Annotated in this window: 27 protein-coding genes; 17 read left to right on the forward strand and 10 right to left on the reverse strand. The window is 55.2% G+C overall.

Features of this window, described 5'->3' with window-relative positions; genetic code table 11:
• Positions 1–289: 289 nt before the first annotated feature.
• The 3 genes from ACZ1HF_RS12225 to ACZ1HF_RS12235 form a co-directional block, all read right to left on the reverse strand.
• Positions 290–1,177 (reverse strand): LysR family transcriptional regulator, encoded by an 888-nt coding sequence (locus ACZ1HF_RS12225; RefSeq protein WP_472657772.1) that lies wholly within the window; start codon positions 1,175–1,177, stop codon positions 290–292.
• A 101-nt stretch (positions 1,178–1,278) separates the two neighbouring features.
• Complete coding sequence (locus tag ACZ1HF_RS12230; protein WP_472657773.1) at positions 1,279–2,748, reverse strand: Hint domain-containing protein; 1,470 nt, start codon at positions 2,746–2,748, stop codon at positions 1,279–1,281.
• Between the two features lie 33 nt (positions 2,749–2,781).
• The gene (locus ACZ1HF_RS12235) at positions 2,782–3,162 is read right to left on the reverse strand and encodes a hypothetical protein (RefSeq protein ID WP_472657774.1); all 381 of its coding nucleotides are present in this window, start codon (positions 3,160–3,162) and stop codon (positions 2,782–2,784) included.
• 40 nt (positions 3,163–3,202) lie between these two features.
• Between ACZ1HF_RS12235 and ACZ1HF_RS12240 the strand changes: the two genes are divergently transcribed.
• The 10 genes from ACZ1HF_RS12240 to rimM all read left to right on the forward strand — a co-directional run bounded on the left by ACZ1HF_RS12240 (position 3,203) and on the right by rimM (position 8,668).
• Positions 3,203–3,379, forward strand: a complete 177-nt coding sequence (locus tag ACZ1HF_RS12240) for a hypothetical protein (protein ID WP_472657775.1) — start codon at positions 3,203–3,205, stop codon at positions 3,377–3,379.
• 151 nt (positions 3,380–3,530) lie between these two features.
• A complete protein-coding gene (gene ffh, locus ACZ1HF_RS12245) occupies positions 3,531–5,027 on the forward strand; it encodes a signal recognition particle protein (RefSeq protein WP_472657776.1) in 1,497 nt (498 codons plus the stop codon).
• Entirely contained in the window at positions 5,024–5,545 is a 522-nt protein-coding gene (locus ACZ1HF_RS12250; protein WP_472657777.1) for a GNAT family N-acetyltransferase, read from the forward strand. The genes ffh and ACZ1HF_RS12250 overlap by 4 nt, the downstream gene beginning before the upstream one ends.
• Positions 5,542–6,069 carry a GNAT family N-acetyltransferase gene (locus tag ACZ1HF_RS12255; protein ID WP_472657778.1) on the forward strand — a complete coding sequence of 176 codons (528 nt, stop codon included), beginning with the start codon at positions 5,542–5,544 and terminating at the stop codon, positions 6,067–6,069. Before ACZ1HF_RS12250 ends, ACZ1HF_RS12255 begins: the two co-directional genes overlap by 4 nt.
• The gene (locus ACZ1HF_RS12260) at positions 6,066–6,596 is read left to right on the forward strand and encodes a GNAT family N-acetyltransferase (protein WP_472657779.1); all 531 of its coding nucleotides are present in this window, start codon (positions 6,066–6,068) and stop codon (positions 6,594–6,596) included. Before ACZ1HF_RS12255 ends, ACZ1HF_RS12260 begins: the two co-directional genes overlap by 4 nt.
• Entirely contained in the window at positions 6,593–6,889 is a 297-nt protein-coding gene (locus ACZ1HF_RS12265; protein WP_472657780.1) for a chorismate mutase, read from the forward strand. Before ACZ1HF_RS12260 ends, ACZ1HF_RS12265 begins: the two co-directional genes overlap by 4 nt.
• Before the next feature lie 46 nt (positions 6,890–6,935).
• A complete protein-coding gene (gene rpsP, locus ACZ1HF_RS12270; protein WP_472657781.1) occupies positions 6,936–7,367 on the forward strand; it encodes a 30S ribosomal protein S16 in 432 nt (143 codons plus the stop codon).
• Between the two features lie 19 nt (positions 7,368–7,386).
• Positions 7,387–8,016 (forward strand): 5,6-dimethylbenzimidazole synthase, encoded by a 630-nt coding sequence (bluB, locus tag ACZ1HF_RS12275; protein ID WP_472657782.1) that lies wholly within the window; start codon positions 7,387–7,389, stop codon positions 8,014–8,016.
• Entirely contained in the window at positions 8,013–8,162 is a 150-nt protein-coding gene (locus ACZ1HF_RS12280; RefSeq protein ID WP_472657783.1) for a hypothetical protein, read from the forward strand. The genes bluB and ACZ1HF_RS12280 overlap by 4 nt, the downstream gene beginning before the upstream one ends.
• Positions 8,159–8,668, forward strand: coding sequence for a ribosome maturation factor RimM (rimM, locus tag ACZ1HF_RS12285; RefSeq protein WP_472657784.1), 510 nt, complete (start codon positions 8,159–8,161; stop codon positions 8,666–8,668). The genes ACZ1HF_RS12280 and rimM overlap by 4 nt, the downstream gene beginning before the upstream one ends.
• A gap of 339 nt (positions 8,669–9,007) precedes the next feature.
• On the opposite strand, the gene ACZ1HF_RS12290 is transcribed toward rimM, so the two are convergent.
• Positions 9,008–9,586, reverse strand: coding sequence for a TetR/AcrR family transcriptional regulator (locus ACZ1HF_RS12290; RefSeq protein WP_472657785.1), 579 nt, complete (start codon positions 9,584–9,586; stop codon positions 9,008–9,010).
• Positions 9,587–9,690: 104 nt separating this feature from the next.
• Between ACZ1HF_RS12290 and ACZ1HF_RS12295 the strand changes: the two genes are divergently transcribed.
• Positions 9,691–10,614, forward strand: coding sequence for a hypothetical protein (locus tag ACZ1HF_RS12295; RefSeq protein ID WP_472657786.1), 924 nt, complete (start codon positions 9,691–9,693; stop codon positions 10,612–10,614).
• Between the two features lie 118 nt (positions 10,615–10,732).
• Here ACZ1HF_RS12295 and ACZ1HF_RS12300 read toward each other — a convergent pair whose 3' ends face one another.
• Positions 10,733–12,391 carry a glycerol-3-phosphate dehydrogenase/oxidase gene (locus tag ACZ1HF_RS12300; protein ID WP_472657787.1) on the reverse strand — a complete coding sequence of 553 codons (1,659 nt, stop codon included), beginning with the start codon at positions 12,389–12,391 and terminating at the stop codon, positions 10,733–10,735.
• A gap of 119 nt (positions 12,392–12,510) precedes the next feature.
• On the opposite strand from ACZ1HF_RS12300, the gene ACZ1HF_RS12305 reads away from it, so the two are divergent.
• Genes ACZ1HF_RS12305 through ACZ1HF_RS12325 form a run of 5 tightly spaced genes read left to right on the forward strand, consistent with a single transcriptional unit; the run spans position 12,511 to position 17,181 of the window.
• The gene (locus ACZ1HF_RS12305) at positions 12,511–12,690 is read left to right on the forward strand and encodes a hypothetical protein (RefSeq protein ID WP_472657788.1); all 180 of its coding nucleotides are present in this window, start codon (positions 12,511–12,513) and stop codon (positions 12,688–12,690) included.
• A 23-nt stretch (positions 12,691–12,713) separates the two neighbouring features.
• The gene (locus ACZ1HF_RS12310; RefSeq protein WP_472657789.1) at positions 12,714–13,769 is read left to right on the forward strand and encodes a sugar ABC transporter substrate-binding protein; all 1,056 of its coding nucleotides are present in this window, start codon (positions 12,714–12,716) and stop codon (positions 13,767–13,769) included.
• A 12-nt stretch (positions 13,770–13,781) separates the two neighbouring features.
• Complete coding sequence (locus ACZ1HF_RS12315; RefSeq protein ID WP_472657790.1) at positions 13,782–15,287, forward strand: sugar ABC transporter ATP-binding protein; 1,506 nt, start codon at positions 13,782–13,784, stop codon at positions 15,285–15,287.
• Positions 15,284–16,246, forward strand: a complete 963-nt coding sequence (locus ACZ1HF_RS12320; protein ID WP_472657791.1) for an ABC transporter permease — start codon at positions 15,284–15,286, stop codon at positions 16,244–16,246. The genes ACZ1HF_RS12315 and ACZ1HF_RS12320 overlap by 4 nt, the downstream gene beginning before the upstream one ends.
• Positions 16,243–17,181: an ABC transporter permease gene (locus ACZ1HF_RS12325; protein WP_472657792.1), complete on the forward strand. Its 939-nt coding sequence runs from the start codon at positions 16,243–16,245 to the stop codon at positions 17,179–17,181. Before ACZ1HF_RS12320 ends, ACZ1HF_RS12325 begins: the two co-directional genes overlap by 4 nt.
• Positions 17,182–17,503: 322 nt before the next feature.
• Here the strand turns inward: ACZ1HF_RS12325 and ACZ1HF_RS12330 are convergent, their stop codons facing one another.
• The 5 genes from ACZ1HF_RS12330 to ACZ1HF_RS12350 all read right to left on the reverse strand — a co-directional run bounded on the left by ACZ1HF_RS12330 (position 17,504) and on the right by ACZ1HF_RS12350 (position 22,052).
• Positions 17,504–18,988, reverse strand: a complete 1,485-nt coding sequence (locus ACZ1HF_RS12330) for an inorganic phosphate transporter (RefSeq protein WP_472657793.1) — start codon at positions 18,986–18,988, stop codon at positions 17,504–17,506.
• Positions 18,989–19,083: 95 nt separating this feature from the next.
• Positions 19,084–19,470, reverse strand: a complete 387-nt coding sequence (locus ACZ1HF_RS12335; RefSeq protein WP_472657794.1) for an NUDIX hydrolase — start codon at positions 19,468–19,470, stop codon at positions 19,084–19,086.
• A 589-nt stretch (positions 19,471–20,059) separates the two neighbouring features.
• Positions 20,060–20,851 (reverse strand): iron chelate uptake ABC transporter family permease subunit, encoded by a 792-nt coding sequence (locus ACZ1HF_RS12340; RefSeq protein WP_472659041.1) that lies wholly within the window; start codon positions 20,849–20,851, stop codon positions 20,060–20,062.
• The gene (locus ACZ1HF_RS12345; RefSeq protein ID WP_472657795.1) at positions 20,851–21,576 is read right to left on the reverse strand and encodes a metal ABC transporter ATP-binding protein; all 726 of its coding nucleotides are present in this window, start codon (positions 21,574–21,576) and stop codon (positions 20,851–20,853) included. The genes ACZ1HF_RS12340 and ACZ1HF_RS12345 overlap by 1 nt, the downstream gene beginning before the upstream one ends.
• Positions 21,573–22,052: a Fur family transcriptional regulator gene (locus ACZ1HF_RS12350; protein WP_472657796.1), complete on the reverse strand. Its 480-nt coding sequence runs from the start codon at positions 22,050–22,052 to the stop codon at positions 21,573–21,575. Before ACZ1HF_RS12350 ends, ACZ1HF_RS12345 begins: the two co-directional genes overlap by 4 nt.
• Before the next feature lie 94 nt (positions 22,053–22,146).
• On the opposite strand from ACZ1HF_RS12350, the gene ACZ1HF_RS12355 reads away from it, so the two are divergent.
• The gene (locus ACZ1HF_RS12355) at positions 22,147–23,058 is read left to right on the forward strand and encodes a zinc ABC transporter substrate-binding protein (RefSeq protein WP_472657797.1); all 912 of its coding nucleotides are present in this window, start codon (positions 22,147–22,149) and stop codon (positions 23,056–23,058) included.
• The last annotated feature ends 2 nt before the right edge of the window (positions 23,059–23,060 follow it).

Here is a 23,060-nt window from a genome sequence, read left to right on the forward strand (position 1 = left end):
CCGGTTCTCAAGACAGCCCCCGAGCCACCAGCTCATATCGGGCCGAGGAACCGCCTGATCATCTTGCGCAAAACACCGGCTTAAAGACCCGGTTTCAGGTATGGGGGCAACCCCATGGGGATCGCAAACTCGGCGGGCCCGCCTATCTTGGTTAAGCGTGGGGCAAGATGCCCCGGCAGCCTATATCCAGTATGAGATGTAACGCCCTTCCCCCAACGCCAAGCGGTTGGCGGGGCGGTTTGGCGTGTTTTCTATCGGCGCAATTTTGATAAACACCCGCGATGCATCTTCACAGATCCGGCCAGCTCTTTGCCTCTTGCTTCAGGAATGTCACGAAGGAATGCACCTTGGCGGTTCGATGCAGATCAACATGGGTGACGCACCAGAAGGTTGAGTACCAGCTTTGCTCGGGCGGCATTACCTCGACCATATTCTCATGTTCGTGACCGATATAGGCAGGTAAAAACCCGATACCGGCACCGGCCAAAACGGCGTCTTGAACCGTATTGGTGTCCGAACATTTATAGACCACATTTTCTTCCGGGACCATTTCGCCGATCCACTTCATGAACGGTGCGCGCACATCCAGACTGATCACCCGACAAAAGCGATGATTGGGAATATCTTCGATCCCATTCAATGGCCCATGGCGGAAGATATAATCGCGGTGGGCGAAAAGACCCATTGGCAGTTGCCCGAGTTCCGCGACGATATTGTCAAGCTCATCCCCCGGCGCGCCAGCACGCAACGCAACGTGGGCCTCGCCATATTCCAGCCGTAAGGGGCGGGTATCAACTATAAGCTGAGCGCGGATTTCAGGGTGCTCGGTCTGATATTTGGTCAACACCCGCGCCATCAAAGGTGACATCTGCGGCAGACAGGTGACGATCAGATCACCCGAGATTTTGGCCCCACGCCCATGGATACGACCTGCAAGCTGGGTCAATTGATCCTCGGTGGCACCTGCAACTGTCAGCAAATCCTCACCGGCCTCGGTTGGCGTGTAACCGCGTGCATGGCGCTGAAATAATTTTGCACCAAGCTTTTTCTCAAGCGAGTCTATGTGCCGGATCACAGTCGCATGATGGACCCCCAACACATCCGCTGCCCCTGATACAGTTCGCAACCGAGCCACTTGGTAGGCCGTGCGGATTTCGTCCCAATTGTCTATGTTCATGCTCTGTGCACCTAAAAACAAGTTACCCTCATCCAAGGTCATTTTGTTCAATAATGCAAGGGTGGCCGGTCTGTCTGTGCAATGCGTTGCTTATTACGCGATCAGGCCAGTAGCGGTTCCTGCAAAACATGTTCTCGAAGCCGTGTGATCAGCTTTTCCGCCTGTTTGCAGCCCAACATGGGGCGGGCAGCGGGACCCAGACCACCAATCGGGTCCTGTTGCAAGCGCGGATATATGCGCTGAATCTGTTTCTGCACATCTGGCGTAAAGCTTTGCATAGCCACAGGCCCCGGTCGAAAACTTTCGGTCGCAGCACCTTCGGCAAAGACGATTTCATGGCGATCAAACAGAAGCGCAAAATATGTCACGGCGCGTTTGCCACGCATTCGACGTGTGCCTTGATATCCGTTCAACGCCTTTGCAGGCACCAGCACTTCGCAGGAACCAAGATGCTGATGCACCACATCCCCCGACAAGATCATCCGGTGTTGCGGCGATACCGCCAACCCACGCTTTGGCACCCCATGACCCAGGCATCCCGGTGGAAACAGAACAGGTTTGTGAGGGCATTCCGGGTCGTCAAAGACCTGTTTGCGTCGTCCGATCCAGCGCAAGGGTTGCAAGCCACGATCCTGCGTCATGATCATGTCGCCCACCTGCAAATCTTCGACCGCAACCTCGCCTGTATCGGTCAGAATATGTGTGCCATAGGCAAAACAGGGGGGAACGCCCATGGCCACAAGCGACGCTATTTGAGTTTCGGAATTGGTTATATCAACAGTGTCCGGTGATACAGTCACACTTTCCCCTTCAGGAAAGATCAGCGTCTGCGTCATATCAGGGTTTGTAACGACCGTGACATCATACGCAGTGACAAGCCCACCCATTGCGCCTGTCAGCTCAGAAGTATCCAGAAGGTCCTGACCTAGGGCGAAATCAGTGATTTCGTCATCACCACTGCCTGTTTCAAAAATAAAGACGTCTTCACCGGCCCCACCGGTCAACGTATCATTACCTTCCCCGCCGGTCAGTCGGTCATTATCGGCTCCACCATCCAGAATGTCATCATCCCCGCGCCCATCGAGGATGTCATTACCTGCCCCACCTTCAAGCGTGTTGATTGTGAAAGAGTCGTTGCCAATCAGCGTATCATCATGGCCCGATCCAAGAATGCCATCGACATGGCGGAATGTATCGCCTTCCGCATCGCCGCCAGAGCCTAAATTTGAGGAAAGATCAACCGTTACGCCCTCTGACGAGTCCCGGTAGTCGACTGTGTCATATCCGAAATGACCATCCAGATAATCCGCGCCAGCACCACCATGCAGTAGATCACTTCCACGCCCGCCATATAGGATATCATCCCCATCGCCGCCATGCAGTGTATCATGGCCGACAACGTCGTTACTGACGTCATCTCCGTAGATCGTGTCATTCCCATCACCGCCACTGACGGTATCGTCGCCAGAGCCCGCAACGACTGTATCGTCACCTTCCAGCGCATCAATGTCATCGTCATCAGATGTGCCCGAAAGATTATCGTTGCCTGATGTACCGTTTATCGTCGCCATATGATCAGACCCTTATACTAATCACATCTCAGGCTAGGCGGAATTTGCTAATAAAGCGTCAAAGGGTCGAAGCTGTTGCCAAAATTGCGGAGTATTCTCCCAAAAACCGCCCAATTTACCGCTCAAACTGGCCCCATGAAAATAACCCGAAACACTCCCGAACAAATGGTCATCGAAAACAATCCTTGGCTCATCAGCACTTTCATGATCATCTTTGGTCTCGCCTTTATTGGCATCGGCATTGCGCCCCGTAGCTCTAACGACGATCTCAGCCTGCCATTCGGGCTGTTTGGGTTGGCCATTCTCGGGATCAGTTTCGTGATCATGCGCCGTTCGCAGGTGATCCTTGATCGCAATCACAGTGAATGCACCATCCGCAGCCGGTCGATCCGGGGCTACAGCTCTGTCACGCATAATCTTGCTGACGTGCAAGAGGCCATTTTGCAAAGGCAACATGGCCTCTTGCAGTCACACCGAAAGTACCGCAGAGACCTTCCGAGTGGCCCTACGCCTGACTGGCGAAAGCGTGGGCCTACACCCGCTGACCTATCTCTATACATCCGACGTCAAACGCAAACACCTTGTTGATGACATCAACACCTGGCTTGACTCCCACACGCCAGCCCCCTAAACGCCTCTCAACATCCGGAAGCATCAGTCTTCCGGTCCTTGCGCCATGCAGGGATCGACCTCCACCAGTGCGTTGCACCCGTGGGGGAAATTGTCGTTTGAGCGGTCTGCACCTATGTAGATCAAAGTGAAACAGAAGGGACGAGAGAGCCATGTTTGAAAACCTATCCGAACGCCTCTCTGGCGTCTTCGACAAGCTGACCAAGCAAGGCGCGCTATCTGACGATGACGTGAAAACCGCCCTGCGCGAGGTCCGCGTGGCCCTGCTTGAGGCTGATGTTTCGCTGCCCGTCGCACGTGATTTCGTCAAAGCGGTTCAGGAAAAGGCGACGGGTCAGAACGTCACCAAATCCGTGACCCCCGGTCAGCAGGTCATCAAGATCGTCCATGACGAGCTGAAACACGTTCTTGCCGGTGACAATGACGAACCCGGTGCGCTGAAGATCGACAACCCGCCTGCGCCGATCCTGATGGTCGGTCTGCAAGGCTCTGGTAAGACGACAACAACCGGCAAGCTGGCCAAACGCCTGACAGAGCGCGAAAAGAAGCGCGTTCTGATGGCCTCGCTTGACGTCAACCGCCCCGCCGCAATGGAACAGCTTGCTATTCTCGGCACTCAGATTGGTGTCGATACCCTTCCTATTGTGAAGGGCGAGAAGCCCACCGACATCGCCAAACGCGCCAAACAGCAAGCGACTTTGGGCGGTTATGACGTCTACATGCTCGATACCGCAGGCCGCTTGCAGATCGACCAGATGCTTATGCAAGAGGTCGAGGATGTCCGCGATATTGTGCAACCGCGCGAAACGCTTCTGGTCGTTGACGGCCTGACGGGTCAGGTCGCGGTCGAGGTCGCGGAAGAGTTTGACAACAAGATCGGCATCTCCGGCGTGGTCCTCACCCGGATGGATGGCGACGGGCGTGGCGGTGCGGCGCTGTCGATGCGCGCTGTGACCGGCAAGCCGATCAAGTTCGTTGGCTTGGGCGAAAAGATGGACGCGCTTGAGACGTTTGAGCCCGACCGCATCGCGGGTCGCATCCTTGGCATGGGCGACATCGTTACGCTGGTCGAAAAAGCGCAGGAAACCATCGAGGCCGAACAGGCCGAAAAGATGATGAAGCGCTTCCAAAAGGGTCAGTTCAATATGAACGACCTGAAGATGCAGCTTGATCAGATGCTCAAGATGGGTGGCATGGAAGGCATGATGGGCATGCTGCCCGGCATGAAGAAAATGGCGGGCAAAGCTGAAGAAGCCGGCCTGAACGACAAACTGCTCAAGCAGCAGATTGCCCTGATTCAGTCCATGACGAAACGTGAACGCGCCAACCCGCAGCTTTTGCAGGCGTCCCGCAAGAAACGTATCGCTGCCGGTGCCGGGATGGAGGTCAGTGATCTCAACAAACTTCTGAAAATGCATCGCCAGATGAGCGACATGATGAAGAAGATGGGCAAAATGGGCAAAGGCGGGATGCTGAAACAAGCCATGCGCGGCATGTTCGGCAAGGGCGGTATGCCCGACATGAACGACCCCGCCGCGATGGAGGAAGCTGCCAAGAAAATGGGTGCGGGTATGCCAGGCGGCTTGCCGGGCCTCGGCGGTGGGATGCAGCTCCCGCCGGGTCTAAGCGGGTTTGGCAAGAAGAAATGAAGGCACCGACCCTTCATACCGAGCGGCTGACGTTGCGAGGCCCAGAGGCTTCTGATTTTGAGAAGGTTGCGACCTTCTTTACGGACGAGGAGCGTGCACATGGGTTTGGCGGCACCCTGCCTCGAGATCAGGCGTGGCGTTGGTTTGCGTCGACGATTGGCCATTGGCATCTTCGTGGCTACGGCTTTTGGACCGTCATGGCCAAGGACACGAGCGAACAGCTTGGCTTTGTCGGTCTGTGGAACCCTGAAGGTTGGCCTGAACCCGAGCTAGGCTGGGTAATGTTTGCGCAGGCAGAAGGCTATGGATACGCAACAGAGGCCGCTTTGGCTGTGCGCAACTATGCTTACACCAATATGGGTTTCACCACATTGACGAGCAATATCGTGCCCGGCAACACGCGATCTATCGCACTGGCAGAGCGCTTGGGTGCCGTGTTGGAAAAGACATATGAGAATATTGAGATGGGCACGGAGCATTTGTACCGCCATCCCAGCCCACAGGAGCTGGGCCTGTGACCGTAACGCTTGAAATACCGACCCTCGAAACAGATCGTCTGATCCTCCGCGCCCCGCGGGTTGCAGACTTTGACGCATTTGCGACCCTTTTGGCCGATGACGTGGATGGCCATATGGGCGGGCCGTTTTCACGCAGGGAAGCGTGGCTGGACTTTTGCCAATGCGTCGCCTGCTGGACGTTCTACGGCCACGGCACCTGGAGCGTTGATCAAAAGGCAGACGGGTCACTGGCCGGGTTCATCGCGCTCAACCATGAATATGGCGACCCTGAACGGGAACTTGGATGGCTCTTTGTGAAAGCTGCACGGGGGATTGGCCTTGCAACGGAGGCCGCGAAAGCTGCACAACGCTATGTCTTCGAGACGCTCGGCTGGGATACGGTTGTCAGCTATATCGACCCCAGAAACACAGCCTCCATCGCGATTGCCGAACGGCTTGGCGCGCAGCACGACCCTGACGCACCGCTGCCAGACGGCGAAAGCTACGAAGATACGCTGGTCTATCGTCACAGGGGTGTTGCATGAGCATAACCCTCCAAACCCCGGTGCTTGAAACACAGCGCCTGATCCTGCGTGGTTTCAAACCGTCCGATGCAGATGTCTTTGTGACGTATTTCTGTAGCGACCGGGCAGAGTTTACAGGCGGCCCTATGACTCCAAAAACCGCTTGGCGACATTTCGCGACGAATATCGGACATTGGATGATCAACCAGTTCGGGATGTTCGTCGTCACACACAAAGGCGATGACAAGGCTTTGGGCATCGTCGGCCATTGGTTCCCCCATGGTTGGGCTGAACGGGAAATCGGTTGGGTGATTTTCAATGCCGGGGATGAAGGCAAAGGCATTGCGCGCGAAGCCGCTGAAGCATGTATTGCACACGCCTACAAAACCTTAGACTGGGATACTGCCGTCAGCTACATCGCACCCGAGAATGCGGCATCGATCCGGCTGGCCGAACGGCTTGGCGCTGTGCAAGACCCAAACGCCCCAAAGCCCGAGACGACCAGCCCTTGTCTTATCTACCGCCATCCCGCCCCGGAGGCCGCATGACCAATACGACCCAAAAAGCCGCTGAGCTGCTGAAGGATCACCGCGACAGCATTGACCGGCTGGACGCGATCCTTGTCTATACGCTGGGCGAGCGGTTCAAGCACACGCAGGCTGTGGGCAAACTGAAGGCTGCGCATGATTTGCCGCCATCCGACCCTGACCGCGAGGCAAAGCAGATTGCGCGCCTCGAAGATCTGGCTAAACGCGCCGATCTTGACCCTGATTTCGCCAAATCCTTCCTGAATTTCATCATTCGGGAAGTCATCCAGAACCACAAGAAACTCAAACCGTAGGGCGGGGCTCACCCCGCCTCCCGCCATTTTTGAAGGAGAAACTCACATGGCTATGAAAATCAGACTCGCCCGCGGCGGCTCTAAAAAGCGTCCCTTTTATCGCATTGTGGCTGCTGACAGCCGCATGCCACGGGATGGGCGTTATGTTGAAAAGCTGGGCACCTATAATCCGCTTCTGCCCAAAGACAGCGAAGACCGCGTCAAGATGAATATGGAACGTGTGCAGCACTGGCTGTCTCAGGGTGCGCAACCAACAGACCGGATTTCGCGCATGTTGGAAGCCGCTGGCGTTCTGCCCAAGAAAGAGCGTGCCAACCTTAAAAAAGGCGTTCCAGGCCAGAAAGCCACCGACCGCGCCGAGGAAAAGGCCGCCAAGGCCGCGGCCCTTGAGGAAGCTGCAAACGCTCCTGCTGAAGAAGCTGCACCCGCCGAGGAAGCCCCGGCAGAAGAAGCAAGCGAGGAACAGGCGGCAGAGTAATCTGCCCCTGAGCCCGCCCATGCGTGAGTTCTCGCCCGCGTTTCGCAGCGAGTTGACCGAATTGATGCGGTGGCGGCGCGATGTGCGCCGGTTCCGCACCGACCCGGTTCCCGAGGCACTGCTGATGCGGTGCCTCGACGCATTTTCCTATGCGCCGTCGGTCGGCCTGTCAGAACCATGGCGGCTGATCCGCGTAGATAGCCCCGATGCACGCGCCAAGGCAGTGGCCAATTTTCAGGATGCCAACGCGCAGGCGCTGGCCTCTTATGATGGCGATCAGGCAAAAACCTATGCAAACCTGAAACTGTCCGGGATGCAGGAAGCCCCGGTGCAGCTGGCGGTTTTCTGTGACGAGACCACCGATAAGGGTGCGGGCCTTGGGGTCGCGTCCATGCCTGAGATGCGGCATTACTCGGTCGTCGCGGCGATCACGCTGTTCTGGCTGGCCGCGCGGGCCGAAGGGCTGGGGGTCGGGTGGGTGTCGATCCTAGACCCGGTTGCGCTGGCGCGGGATCTGGGTGTGCCACAAGGCTGGGCGCTGACTGGATATCTCTGTGTGGGCTGGCCCGAAGCGCAGACTGACACGCCCGAATTGGAAACAGCCCACTGGGAAACCCGTGCGTCCGTCCTACATCTGGAGGTCGTATGATCCGTCGCACGATCACATTTGTCCTGTGCGGACTGGCATTCTGGGGCGGCATAAAGGTAGAGCGCACGCTGAATGGCGGTCGCTGTGATAATGCCGGTGGCACCATCAACGCCCGCGGGCTTTGTATCGGAGCGAAAGCACCATGAGTAAAACAGATCGCATTGTCGTCGGCGCCATCGCCGGATCTTTTGGCGTAAAGGGCGAGATACGTCTGAAATCCTTTTGCGCAACCCCCGAGGATATTGCGACCTATAGCCCGCTTTATGACGAGGCGGGCAAAGAATACACGCTTAAAATTACCCGCACCATCAAGAATGGCTTCGCCGCGCGCCTGTCCGGTGTTCGGTTCAAGGATGAGGCCGACGCGCTGCGCGGCGTGAAATTACTGACCGACCGCGACCAACTGCCTGCCCTGCCGGATGATGAGTTCTATCATACCGATCTGATCGGGCTTGAGGTGCTGGACACAGGCGGCACAGCGCTTGGCAAGGTTGCCGCGGTTCTGAACCATGGCGCCGGTGATATTCTGGAACTTCGGGGCCCCAAGCTGAAAGGTGCGGTTCTGCTGCCCTTTACCAAAGACGTCGTGCCCACCGTGGACCTGTCCGCTGGCCGCATCATCGCCGACCCACCCGAGGAAGAGCTGGAATAGTGTTAAACGGCAGCCACCTTTGACTTTCATGTCACGGCATTTTCTAATGCAATCATTCCAAACCAGTTCTTCGCTGCGTGGCGAGTTGGCGTAGAACTCTGCAATGGCTGACATGTCGAAGTAGATGTTATTGTAAAACGGCCCCTTCGCGAACACCGCGAACGATTTTCGTGTCCGGGTTGGCAATCGCGAGATTCACAAATTTGCGCATGCGCCATCATTGGATGCAGTAATAACCTAACCTTCTTAGATAGCGCGGTTAAGTATTTAATGAGTATTCACTCTCTGAATCCAACTCATCATCATAGGTCAACCAGCATCCCGTTCAGGTCAAACGACCTAGCGTCGAGAAACACCACGCCAGATGAGATCAAAGATTTGCTGAACTTCATCTTCTCCCGGAAGATTTCCGCTCAGCGATGCGCGGCGAGCGAGCGTAATTGAAGGCGATGCTAAAACCGTCTCAATGGTGCGTACAGGCACATCCGCCAACACGTCTTGATCGATACCAGCCTGGATTTCTGCCAGCACTTCGGACTGTAGCGCCTGCAACGCGGCGTTGCCTTGGAATTCAGGTCGGATTTCTGCACTCATCATTTCAACAAGCTGGAAATCCGAAGGTGCACTGAAACCATAGTCCACCAAGGCAAACCACATGGCACGCAGGCGATTGGTTGCGCCAGTCTTTTCGGATGCTGCGTTCATCATTTCGTGGTGAATGTCGTGTTTGATCTCTAAAAAGATGGCGAAAAGCAGATCGTCTTTGGTCTTGTGATAACGATAGATTGTACCAACGCTAAGGCCCGCTCGCTTGGCAATCTTGTTGACGGAGACAGCAGTAGAGCCAACGGCTGCTATCTCTGCAACCGTCGCTTCGCGAATGTCTCTCGGTTTGTCACCAGTCTTAGGGCGGGCCATATAGTATCCTCTTCACCGAGCCTAATCCTGTATACATGTTTGCGAATGAATGGTAGGTGAGCACATACTCATTTATAAATCCAAAGCTCTGCCGGAGGCGTATCATGCCACATACTTTTAAGACGATCATATTTAGCACGAGCCTTGCGGCCACAACGTCAGTGATGGCCGAAGTGACAGACGCCGACATCCAGAATTCCTACCATGAGAAAGCGGTCATGACACAATTGCTTCGGTGGTATCAATACTACGAAAATGCTGATGTTGGGATCGAAAACCAGCTCGATATTCTTGCTGAAGACTTCTCTGTTACCTCACCGTCGGGCACCGCAAACGGACATGCGGAATACGAAGCCGCCGTGAAACAGTTCCCAACGAGCTGGCAGAATGCGCATGATTTGCAAAACATGGCTGTAACCGTGAATGATGATGGCACCCTTGGACTAACGGCCGAGATCATCTACGCAAACCTCGGAATGACGGATAGCCTTGTCGCACAACGCATGGGCTATGAAGCGACCTTGGCCTATGGCGACGGCGATACGCTGCCGAAGTTCACCGACATGACCATCACGCCGGTTGGTCCTGCTGAGGTGGCGGCATTTGAAGATACCTATGTAAAGAACAGGCTGACCGCCTTAGTGGCCCATTGGATCCATCTTGTGGAGCATCCAAGTAGGAACTCGGAACCGTTCAAGGAAATACTAGCGCCCGAATTGGACATCAAGTTTTCTGCGGACGGTGACACCATCAGCAGCTATGAAGGCATTGCTGCATGGGTGGCGGGTCCGGTGTCCAGTCTGCCCGCAACACGCCATGTGATTGGGCCCATTTCCTACACCAAGCTTGACGCTGGTCGCTATGAGTTGACCGTTGGCTTTGACTGGCAGGGCATCCGGCCCGATGAAACGCGCATGACTGCAAAGACTGCGCATACCTGGATTGTCACTGACGACCCAAGCGAACGATTTGCACGGGTTGAAAGAATCCGGGTTGAAGTTCTGGAACCTTTTGCCGTTGTAGAGTGAATACAAAGCCTCTGTGTGGTAGCGAATACTGCTTTCCAATTTGAACACAGGATTCTCGCGCCTGATGGCTGCGTATTGCGCGCAGCTTATTTTAGCAAAGGGCGATGAGGTTTGGCGGTCATCGCGCAATGATAGCTTTGCGGTTTTCCACCGCAAGCAAGACAGCGCGACGGTAGTTGATTGTTGGCATTGCCGAAAGTCGGCGAACTTCCTCGGTGGCCCAGGCTGTGGTTTGGCCTAGTGCTTGCGCCATAATCTGTGCCAACTCCTGCAGCAGCGCGTCATCTATCGGGTGCTCAATCGCCAAACGGGTCCGGCGCAAGATAAGATCATCGAGAAAGAGCGCGCCGCGGGCATGGATCTGCCAGATCATTTCACGACGTGAATAAGCGGGCGCATTCTCTACAGGGGTGTCAGCCTCCCTGGCACAAAAATCCGCAACGATTTGCCAACGCGCGCCGTATCTCTCTGCAAGCTGTCGGGATCGCGGATCAGTTGCCGGAGCCGCTGTTGGCTTCCCAGGATAGTCCCGGTGCCGGGTCGTCACCTGCCTTTCCTTGGAAAGTTGCTGCAGGGCCTGATCCGAAGCCTGCTCTGCGAAGCTTCTAAAGGTTGTCCATTTCCCGCCTGCCAACGAAACCAGCGGCTGTTCGGCTGGTGTTTTATCAACGTGGATCGCATGGCCACGCGGGGCTGCAGTGACGTTTGTGCCAGTCACCTTTTGCAAGGGCCGCGCACCGGTTGTCGCGACAAGAACATCCTCTTGCCCAAACTTCAGATCGTCAAATATCGTATTCATCGCGCCAAGAAGGTATTCGATTTCATCAGGCGCAATCGACGTGTCTGACGCATCCGGTACAACCACTTCACTGGTGCCGACCAGCACCGTTTGACCAAGAGGCGCACAGATCACAAATCGGCCTTGCAGATCTGGAAAATAAAGCGCGCGACCCGCGAGCCGTTGCAATAAATCCGGTCGTCCGAGCACAATCTGCGCACCTTTTACCGCAGTGACATAATCCGTTGGCACACCCAATAGCGCGTTCGTTTTATCAAGCCATGCACCCGTCGCGTTGATGATCACTTTGGGAACAATACTTGCGGTCACACCATCGCCTTTCAGCATAAACGTGCCGTCCTGACCCATGTCAAAGTCGACATGGTTTAGGGCCGTCACCTGCGACGTGGTCTGGATTGCCTCTTCAAGCATCTCAAACACAAAGGCCTCTGGATTGGTGAATTTCCCATCAAAGTAACTTAGCGATGCGCCAAAGCGCGCCTGCGTACCTTCAGGCAAACCAGCGCGCGATAGGGTCGTATGATGACTTTCCAAGGCAGATGAGCTTCGGAACCGATCATACATCATCAGCGCCGCTTTCATGCCAAGCGCAGAGGGTTGGGGTTTTCCTCGGCCCAACCCGAGGAAATGCATGGCGGCACCAAATGTGCCACGCAACCGATGCTCTACCGGCAAAAGAAATTCCTGTGGGGCGACGGCGTGCGGGGCGTGTTTTAGCAACAAGTCGCGTTCTTCCAGCGCATTCCGGACCAGGTCGAACTCGCGGTTCTCCAGATAGCGGAGCCCTCCATGGGCCATGCGGCTGGAGGCCCCGCTTGCCCCACGGCAAAAATCACCACGTTCGATAAGAACTGCTGACACATCGTTCAAGGCTAAATCGCGCAGGATCGCGACACCATTCACGCCGCCGCCCAAGATGACCACATCAGGCGTGCGTAAACGGTCAAGTCGCGTAATGGCCTCTTGTCGTAGCTTCAAAGCGACCCTCTTTTCCGGTTTACAAATGCAAAATGTATTTGACAAAAAAAAGATCATTTGTTGATCTCTTTTTCAAGACATTGAATTTCAGGGGTGACGAATAAATCGATGGCCGGTTTTTGGGGACATACGAATTCAAGGCTGACAACCCGTCCAATGCCTATGAGTGGGCCAGAAATATTGCGCCGGAAAAGACCAAACCTGAGGCCATTTATCTCTTTGGAGGAGAGGCTATGCGCGACAAAAACCACAGCGCAATCGGCATTCGGGGACTAAAGGCCGCCTTGTCGGGCGAATAAGCAAAATACCAAGGGAGGAAAATATGACTGATACACTAGAAACGGCCGAAGCGATGAGGGTAAGCCGCAGAACATTTCTGACGGCTGCATCTGTTGCTACCGCTGCTGCATCCGCAGGCGGCGTGGGGCTATTCACGCCTGGCATTGCGCGCGCGCAGACCAAGAATGCGGCTGATATGAAGTTCGCCTTCTCCACACCCTTCTCGGGACAGGACTCGTTTTCGGGCCAGATCGGTGGTCTCAATCAGGGCATCGAGGATTTCGGTGGTGAACTCACCATCGCGGATGCAAGCTTTGATCTGAAGAAACAGAACGACCAGATTGCAGCGCTTGCAGCCTCAAAGCCTGACGCGCTCATTATTCTCCCCGTGGACCCGGTCGGGGTGTCCAATGCAGTGGATGCCGCCGCCAAGTCTGGCGTTCCCATTTTCCTGATGGACAGCTACGTTCCAAATGCGACGGCTGTGACGGCCGGGTTCCACAATAATTTCGGCATGGGCGAAATTACCATGGAATACATGGCCAACCGCCTTGGTGGCAAAGGCAAGATCGCAGTGATGGAACTGCCCATCAACGAAGCATGGGGCGCGCGGGATTTGGGCCGCCGTGCGGTGCTGAAACGCTACCCTGACATTGAGATCGTCGCGACATGGGCGTTTGATCCAACAGGTAAGATCACGCCGCGCTCTGCGGCTGATGGTTTCCTTGCGGCACATCCTGATCTTGATGCCATCTGGTGTGCATGGGACAATGCCGCGATGGAAGCATCGCTTGCCGTGCTCGCCGCCGGTCTTGGGGACAAGGTTTTTACCACAGGCACCGACGGCGGCCCAGCGGCGTTTGAGGTTCTGCGCTCGGGCGGGCCATTCGCCTTTACCTGTGCACAATCCTTTTACGCTCAGGCCTATGACCTGCTTGCGTTCGCCCATCAGCACCTTCAGGGTGAGGCTGTGCCGCGTATGGTCATCAACCCGGTCTATGCGGTCGACAAGGCACTGTTGGATGCGTCCGGGCCAGAGGCTGACAACTATGATAAGGTCGGTGTCGCAGCGGAGCTGGGCTGGACTCGCGCGTTGTAAGCTGAGGTCAATATGACAACCGTTCTGAACATGCGCGGGATCGAAAAACGCTTCGGTCCCGTGACGGCCTTGGACAACGTGGATTTCAGCGTAGAGCATGGAGAAATCCATGCTCTTCTGGGCGTAAACGGGGCCGGGAAGTCCACGTTGATCAAGATCCTATCTGGTCTCTATCAGGCGGATGCAGGGATTATCGAGATTGCAGGTCAGCCGGTATCAATCCAAAGCCCCGCTGATGCAATCGAAGCAGGTATCGCATCCGTCCAGCAACACCCAGAGTTGGTTGGTGATCTGACAGGCTACGAGAATATTTTCCTGGGAAACGAGTCCAAGCGCTTCGGCTTGTTCCGCCGCATTGACCGCACTGCGATGCGCGAAAAAGCGGGCGAGTTGCTGAAACGTCTGCCGGTGCCAATAGACCTCGACGTGAAGGTGCAGGACCTTACCAGTGTCGAGAAGGAGATCATCGCGGTTCTGCACGCGCTCAAACAGGAAGATGCCAAAGTCCTCATCCTTGATGAACCAACCTCAACCCTGACACGGGTAGAGAAAGAACAGTTGTTTAAGATGATGCGCGTCCTGAAAGACGTAGGTGTTGCGATCATCTACATTACGCACCGCCTTGAAGAAGTTTTCGAGATTGCAGACCGCTTTACCGTCTTTCGCGGCGGCAAGAACATCACGACAATGACGTCCGATGCTGCCCGAGACACTGACGTTTCGATTCCGCAGCTGATGCTGAATGAAGAGATGGGCGCACTGTTCCCACCGAAGGCCTTAGATAAGGCTGGCGATGTGTTGCTAAGTGTTTCTGGACTTAGCCTGACGGGCGCGTTTCAAGACATCAGTTTTGAGGCACGCAAAGGGGAAATCCTCGGGTTTTACGGGCTCGTCGGCTCGGGCATTGACGAGCTAGGAAAAACTCTCTTTGGGGCGCTTAAACCTGATCTGGGTGAGATACGTCTGAAGGGAGATCTGCAGACCTTCGCCAACCCTTCCGACGCCTTGAATGCGGGAATCTTCCTGGTGCCCGGTGATCGCCGCACAGAAGGGTTAGTCCTGACGGATGACGTCACATTCAACACCACACTTGCCAATCATGATCGCGCCTCAAGCTTTGGGGTTCGACGCTTGCGACAGGCCTTGCTCGACACAAAAGACCTATCGGGCAAGGTAGAGCTTTCGCCTCCGTCGCCGAACCGACCCGCACAAGAATTTTCCGGCGGCAACCAGCAGAAGATCGTCATCGCCAAGGGCCTTTATTCCCAAAGCGACATCTACATTTTTGTCGAACCAACAGTCGGCGTTGATGTTGGCGCACGCGCTACGATTTACCGCTTGATGCGCGAACTCAGCAAAATGGCTGCCATAATCGTCATGTCGTCGGATTGTGACGAGGCCTTTGGTGTCTCGGATCGGGTTACATCGCTCTATCGTGGCCAGATGACAATGCCACCCTCGCGCGATGTCGCGCGCGATACGGTTCTGTCAGCCGGGCTGATGGGAACGGCAGCATGAAGAAGGTATTGAGCCTCAGAATTCTCACGCTGATCGGGTTGGTCACACTGATAGCGATTGTGTTCCAAAGTCTTACGCCCAACTATCTGTCCGTCCGTAATCTCGGAGGTATCCTCAGCGCAATGGCGATCTCGGGCATTGTCGCCATGGGCCTGACCTTCGTGATTGTGCTGCGTAAATTCGACCTGTCACTGGCTGGGGTCGCGTCGCTATCGGCGATGACCCTCGGCTTTGCGTTGTTTGTCTATGGCAACCTGTGGATTGCAGTCTTTGCCTGCGTGGGCGTCGGTATTGTCTGTGGGGCAATTAATGGTTTGCTTGTGGGCTATGGTCGCTTGCCGGATGTGGTCACAACAATCGCCGTGGGTTCCATCGCCTACGGCATGGCCTTCGTTTACAACGGTGGTGCAGACTTTTCGAAGAACTTCTTTTCTTCAGGCATTGTAGCACTGAACTACACAAAACTTCTTGGGATGAAAGTGCCTATCTTTTTGTTACTGATGACGGCGCTCGTAACCGGGTTCCTGCTTCATATGACGCGCTTTGGACAAGCCTTCTATGCAGCAGGAGAAAACCCGGTCGCGACGCGCTACTCAGGTATTTCCGTGAACCGGATGATGATTGCAGGCTTTGCAATTTGCGGTGCGCTTGTTGGTCTTGCGATGTTGATTCAAATCTCTGGCATCGGGTCCAGCCGTGTAACCGCTGGCGGGCAAATCCTGCTACCAGCCTACACATCTGTTTACCTAGGTGCTGCGCTTATGGGACGCGCATCCATTCCCGCAACGCTGGTGGGGTCGCTCATCATGACGATGCTCTTGAACGGCTTTACCCTGATGTCTGTGCCTTATTACTACAGCGACGCGGTCGTGAGCCTCGTTTTGATTACTTCTATCGTCGCGTTTGATCCGCGCATCCTGACATATCTGAAATCTCCGCGCCGTTTGGTGACTGGATGAGCTTGGAACGCGCCTTCAGCACCTTCGGGCTGCCAGCTATCCTGATGATTGCCTTTCTGGTGTTTACGGGGCTGTCGGACAGCTTCCTGACAGCCACCAATCTCGAAGGCATGATCCTGTCTTTCGCCATTTCGGCATTTATGTTTCTGGGGCTAACCTGGATCTTTGCTATCGGCGAGATGGACGTCAGTTTTGTTGCTGTTGCGGCTTTGGCGAACATGATCACTGCGGGGCTGGTGATTGCCGGCTATTCCTGGGGGGTCGCCACGGGGTTGGCGATGCTGGCGGCTTTTGTCATTGGCTTGTTCAATGGTGTCTTGATCGCAAAGCTAGGTCTGCCGTCTCTTGTCACAACCATCGCCACTGGAGGCATGGCCTCTGCACTGGCTGCAGCGATTGGCAAAGGGTCATCTATGGGGATAAATCAAGTCGGCTATCTGCAAGTGCTGTTTGATGTCAAATTTGGCATCATTTCATTGCTTGTGATCCTGATCACCGCGCTGATCGTGCTCTGCTGGTACGTGCAGGAACGCCTGACGTTAGGCCACTATATCTTTGCCATGGCAACAAATTCCCGCGCCGCACGAGAGGCAGGCATCCCAACCGCGCGCATTACAATTCTGCTGTGTATATTCGCATCCCTGTGCAGCGGAGCGGCAGGAATACTGTTGGCCGTGCAACTGTCCTCGGGCCAACCGTCTATCGCGCAGTCTCTGTTCCTCGATGGCCTGACCGCAGTCCTGCTGGGCGGGACAATGCTGAAAATCGGCAAGCCAAACATATTGGGTACAATTGTGGGTGTCGCAATCATTGCCGTGTTGATCCGCGGAGGCGCGCTTTTGGGGTGGAGCGATGCGAGCTTTTCTATAATCAAAGGTGTTCTCTTGTTGTTTGGTGTCTCCATTGTTGTGTGGACAGGACGTAAGCCAGAATAAGGTGCTAGGCGTCATCGGGCCTAATGGCCCGCACCCGGCCGCAGAGAAGCGGAGTTTCTCAAGTCCCTGGTCCTGTGACAGCAATGACCACCTCTTGATCTGTTTCCCCCCATGTGCCTCTAATTGCAGTATTATGGGGACAACGCAGGTAAATGATCTTTCCCGGACCGCTTGAGCAGTGTCTAACAGCCGTTTTGGATGATGATTGGCTCCAAATAAGCAGGAAGTGCAGGCGGCGCTGTTCTACGAATTCTCGTTGGAGGATCACGTCCCGTAGGATCACTTACTGCCGCTGATGGGTGGATACCTCTCGATCTCGCGCTTACCCGATGGCCGTGCTTATCAAGAAGAAAATGACGCCCGATAAAATCGCGGCCGCTGGAACGGTAATGATCCAAGCCGCGATGATCGTCATGAAATGAGACCGTCGCACCAGTTTGCGACGACGACGCTCTTCCGGTGCGTAGTTTGCACGATCGGGCATCGTAAGGCGTGCATTGCGAATACGCCGTTCTGCATCCCATTCCCGAAAGAAGCCAACACCGAACACAGCACCCACCGCAATATGTGTCGAGCTGACCGGCAGACCAAGCCAGCTTGCGACGATCACAGTGATCGCTGCAGACAACGCCACACAATAGGCCCGCATCGGGTTCAGCTTTGTGATCTGCCCCCCGACCATTCGGATCAGCTTTGGGCCAAACAGGAACAGGCCAAACGAAATGCCGAAGGCTCCGATCACCATGACCCAGAACGGAATCGACACGGCATGGGTGAAGTCGCCCGATTGTGAGGCCTGTACAATCGCCGCAAGCGGTCCAACGGCGTTTGCCACATCATTCGCGCCATGCGCAAAACTGAGCAATGCGGCGGACACAACAAGTGGAATACCAAACAGCACTTTCAAAGATTTGTTGCGGTTTTCCAGCCCTTCAGATTGCTTGCGGATCAACGGGATCATCACGAACCAAACCAGCACGCCGATAGCGGCACCGATCATCAACGCCATAGGCAGGTCAATCTTGATGATTTTCTTCAGCCCCTTCAGGGCAAGATAGGATGCAAAAGCCCCCGCCATGATGCCGACAAGAACAGGCACCCAAGTGCGGGCAGCGGCGATCTTGTCGTCGCGGTAAATGATGCGCGATTTGATGAGCCAAAGGAACAAGGCCGCAATAACACCCCCCAGAACCGGTGAAATCACCCAGCTGGCGGCAATCTTGCCCATTGTCGGCCAATTCACAGCTGCAAACCCAGCCGCAGCAATACCGGCCCCCATAACGCCGCCAACAACGGAGTGTGTGGTGGAGACCGGCGCACCGATCCACGTTGCGAGATTGACCCAAAGTGCCGCAGATAACAGTGCCGCCATCATCGCCCAGATGAAGACCGACGCGGTGCCCATGCTTTCAGGCGCGATAATGCCCTTTGCGATGGTGGAGACAACATCGCCCCCTGCAATCAACGCGCCAGCACTTTCAAAGATCACCGCAATAGCAATGGCGCCGCCCATAGACAACGCATTCGCGCCAACGGCAGGCCCCATATTATTGGCCACATCATTCGCGCCGATATTCAACGCCATATAGGCTCCAAGACAGGCGGCAAGGACAACGATCAGCGTGTTGTTTTCTTGGCCAAAGAACAGCATCGCGGCAATGCCGGCCAGCAGGACAAAGACAAGCGATATGCCCATCCCCACCATTGGGCGTGCCACCATGCCGGTGGCCATCTCTAGATTGGAAAAGCGCGCCAGATCGCGGTCGAGCGTTTCCAGATGGCGTGGATCACCTTGCTGTTCGGTCATTAAGTCATCCCCCCCGTTTGGGGGAGAGCTTTAATGCTCTCATGGACGAGAAATCAACCGTTCATGTGAAAAGGTGACTTTGCTTACTGCGCGACTTACTGGGCGCGGAAAATTGATTTCAGTTCTGCCTCGTTGACCAACTCAGCTGCTGTATCCGCGCTTACCCATTTTCGGGTGCGTTCATGGGCTTCGGGAAAATCCTCTGACAGGTCGTTGACCGCAACGGAATATACCAGCGTTGTGACAGGCACCTCAAAGCCATTGCCCCGTCTTTTATTGTAGCTGTAGCTGCCGATAGGGTCTGCTGCGGCTTCGCTATTTCTCACCCCGGCTTCTTCCCATGCTTCGCGCAAAGCTGTCTCGTTCGATTTAAGACCGCGGACCGGCCACCCCTTCGGAATGATCCAGCGCCCCGTATCTCTGCTGGTCACCAAAAGGTATTCTTTGTTATTGCCTTTGCCACGATGACAAAGGGCTGCCATCTGCAACTGCCTTGGGCGCTGAAGCATAGGGGCCAGGAAAGCCCCCCAGAGGGATTTAATAAGACGTAGCATTTAGAAACCGCTCAGATATTTTTTTGATTGATAGCTAACTTAAGGGTTTACGACCGAAAGTTCAAATTTCGCCGGAATAAGCAAGCTGCAGCCATCATGACAAATGGCTTAATGCGCTACCCGTCTATAAAGCTTTTCTACTGAAGCAAGTGTCCAAAGCAGATGTAGGAGCCTATGGGTAAAACGGCAGTTATGTCCCGCATTTTCCACCGTAAGCACAGCATAGAGAACAGGGAGATGACCTTAACTTTGAATAGGCCATTGATGGTTTCGGCGAGTGCATTGAGGTTTTTATATTCGTAAAGCCGCTTTCTGCAGCGATTTTGAGACACAGAACTGGTTGTAAATTTCCCGGATGATGTAGCGTTTTAAGCAGCGAATGATCTTGCTTTTATACTTTCCATCTTTGATGCGTTTCTTGACGTTTGGGCCAATATCGTCTGATAGACATACGCAGGTAAATTCAGAAAACCCGTGGCATCAAGTCAAAGATGCACAACATTTCACACTAGCGCGCTCAAGCGGGTTTGACGGCCCTGTACAAGTTTGACAGCGCAAAGACCGCTGCGGTCATACAGACAATGCTTGGTCCCGCAGGCGTGTCGTAAAGGTAAGACATCTGCAAGCCCGACACCGCCGAGAAAGCCCCTATCGCGGCTGCGAAACATGCCATCATTTCTGGCGTTTTGCTCAAAGGTCGGGCCGCAGCTGCCGGGATAACCAGCATGGCGGCAATCAGCAGAACGCCCACAATCTTGATAGCCACTGCTACCACAACAGCCAGACACACGGTCAACACGATCCGTTCGCGCTTTGGATCAATCCCGCTGGCATAGGCCAGATCCTCGTTCAGCGTCGATGTCAGCAACGCCGACCACCGCCAGGCCACAAGCGCAAAGACCAGCCCCGCACCCGCCCAGACAATCGCAAGATCCGTATGCCCAACCGCAAGAATATCGCCAAAAAGATAGGCCATCAGGTCCAGTCGCACGCCTTGCAGAAACGAGGTCGCAACCAGACCGATCGCCAAAGCAGAATGGGCCAACACGCCCAACAGTGTATCCATGGCAAAGCCTCGTCCGCTCAGCCCCGAGATCACAAGCGCCATAATCAGCGACACTGCAAGCGCCCCCACAAAGACTGACATCGACAATGCCAGCGACAGTGCAATCCCCAGAATGGCAGCATGGGCTGTTGCGTCGCCAAAATAGGCCATGCGTCGCCAGACGACAAAACATCCCAAAGGGGCCGCCGCAAGGGCAACCCCAACACCCGCCAACATGGCGCGTATGAGAAAATCGTCCAGCATCATTCGGCCGCTTCATGGTCATGGTGGTGATCGTGGTCATGCCGATAGAGCGCCAGTGCCCCCATTGTCCCCGATCCAAACAGTGCCCGATATTCAGGGGCCGAGGCCACCACATCCGGCGTGCCGTGGCAGCAGACATGGCCGTTCAGACAGACCACTCTGTCAGAGGCGCTCATCACCACATGCAGCTCATGGCTGACCATAAGCACGGCATAGCCAAGCGTGCTGCGCACCTGTTCGATCTGGCGATAAAACGCGGCAGAGCCCGGCTGATCCAGCCCGGTTGTCGGCTCATCCAGAATAAGCAGCTTGGGTTTGTTCAACAATGCGCGCGCCAGCAAAGCCCTTTGGAATTGTCCACCGGACAGGGCCGACATTTGCCGTTGCTCCAGCCCTTCGGCCCCTGCCTGCGCCAGAGCTGCGGTAATCTCGTCAGGGGCACGGTGTTGCGGCAGGGATAAAAACCGCTCTACCGTCAGGGGCAGCGTCGGATCGATATGCAGACTTTGCGGCACATATCCAATGCTTAAGCCTTTGGCCCGCGTCACTTGCCCGCTTTCGGTGCGCACCGCACCAATCAAGGCGCGCAATAATGTCGTTTTGCCGGACCCGTTAGGACCCACAACGGTAACGATCTCACCCTCATCAATAGTGAAATCCACATGGCTGAGCGTCGTGCGCCCGCCCATTTTAACCGTCAGGTCTTTGGCTTCGATCAATGTCATGCAGCTTTGCCATCCTGACAGGATGGGCAAAGGCCCTCGGCCTCAATGACCGTTTGTTCAATTTGAAACCCCACATCCTTTGCCGTCGCCGCAAGCCCACCTTGCGGCGGCACCTGTGCTTCGGCCACCGCATCGCAGACACGGCAGATCATGAACGCAGGGGAATGCACCTCGCCCGGGCGGGAACAAGCTATATAGGCATTCAGCTTCTCGATCTTGTGGACGAAGCCGTTCGGCACCAGAAAGTCCAACGCGCGATACACAACGGGTGGTTGTGACCCCATACCTTCGGAATTGAGCCTTGCAAGAATGTCATAGGCCCCCATTGCCTTATGTTCGTCCAACAAGATCTCCAACACGCGCCGACGGGTGGGGGTAAACTGCAAACTCTTTTCGGCACACCGCATATCAGCCGCTTTCAGGGCCGATTCCACGCAGACCGCGTGATTGTGTTGTTCAAAACCGATGCCTGTCATGCCCGATGCCTGTCATAATGTGAAGAATGCCACTTGATATAATATAACATTATATATACGACAGGCAACTGTTATAACATTACAGTGCGATACAATGACCAGACACCTGTTTGCCTTCCTCATCCTGATGTTCACCACCCCGGCATTTTCCGAAGCCCCGCGCGTTGCAACGGATATTCCGCCCGTACATTCCCTTGTTGCCCGCGTGATGGATGGGGTCGACGAACCTCAGCTTATCATGTCGCCGGGCGCCAGCCCCCATGGCTACGCCATGCGCCCGTCAGAGGCGCGCATTTTGCAAAATGCTGATCTGGTGATCTGGATCGGGCCGGAGCTGACCCCATGGCTGGACAGGTCCATGACACAGCTTGCGCCAAATGCCGGGCATCTGGCCTTATTGCACCTCAAAGGGACGCGGCAATTGCCGTTTCGCCAGACGGCTGACCATGATCATCACGACGATCATGACCATGACGACCACGGGGCTGATCACAGCGATGACCCTCACGCATGGCTTGATCCGGAAAACGCCAAAATCTGGGTTGAGGCAATCGCGAATGCTTTATCAGATATAGATAGCGAGAATGCGAAAACCTATCATGCCAATGCCAAGATGGCCCAAGCCGAGCTGGACCAGTTGATCGCCGATACCCGTGCGCAGCTTGCCGCGTTCAAAGGGACAAATTTCATCGTGTTCCACGATGCCTATCAATATTTCGAAACCCGCTTTGATGTTGCCTCTGCCGGTGCAATCTCGCTTGGGGACGCGGCCTCGCCAAGTGCTGCGCGGATCGCGGAAATTCAAGGCATCATTCAGGACCGCAATGTCGCCTGCGTCTTTGCCGAGCCGCAGTTCAACCCCGACCTGCTCAAAACAGTCTTCGCAGATCAGAACGCCCATTTCGCCGTGATCGACCCGCTTGGGGTGAACATCGCCATCGGCCCGAATCTGTACCCTCAACTCATAAGCGACATGGCCGCCACCATAGTGGGTTGCGCTAACTAAGC

The organism is Litoreibacter sp. GN1-5 (assembly GCF_055693805.1).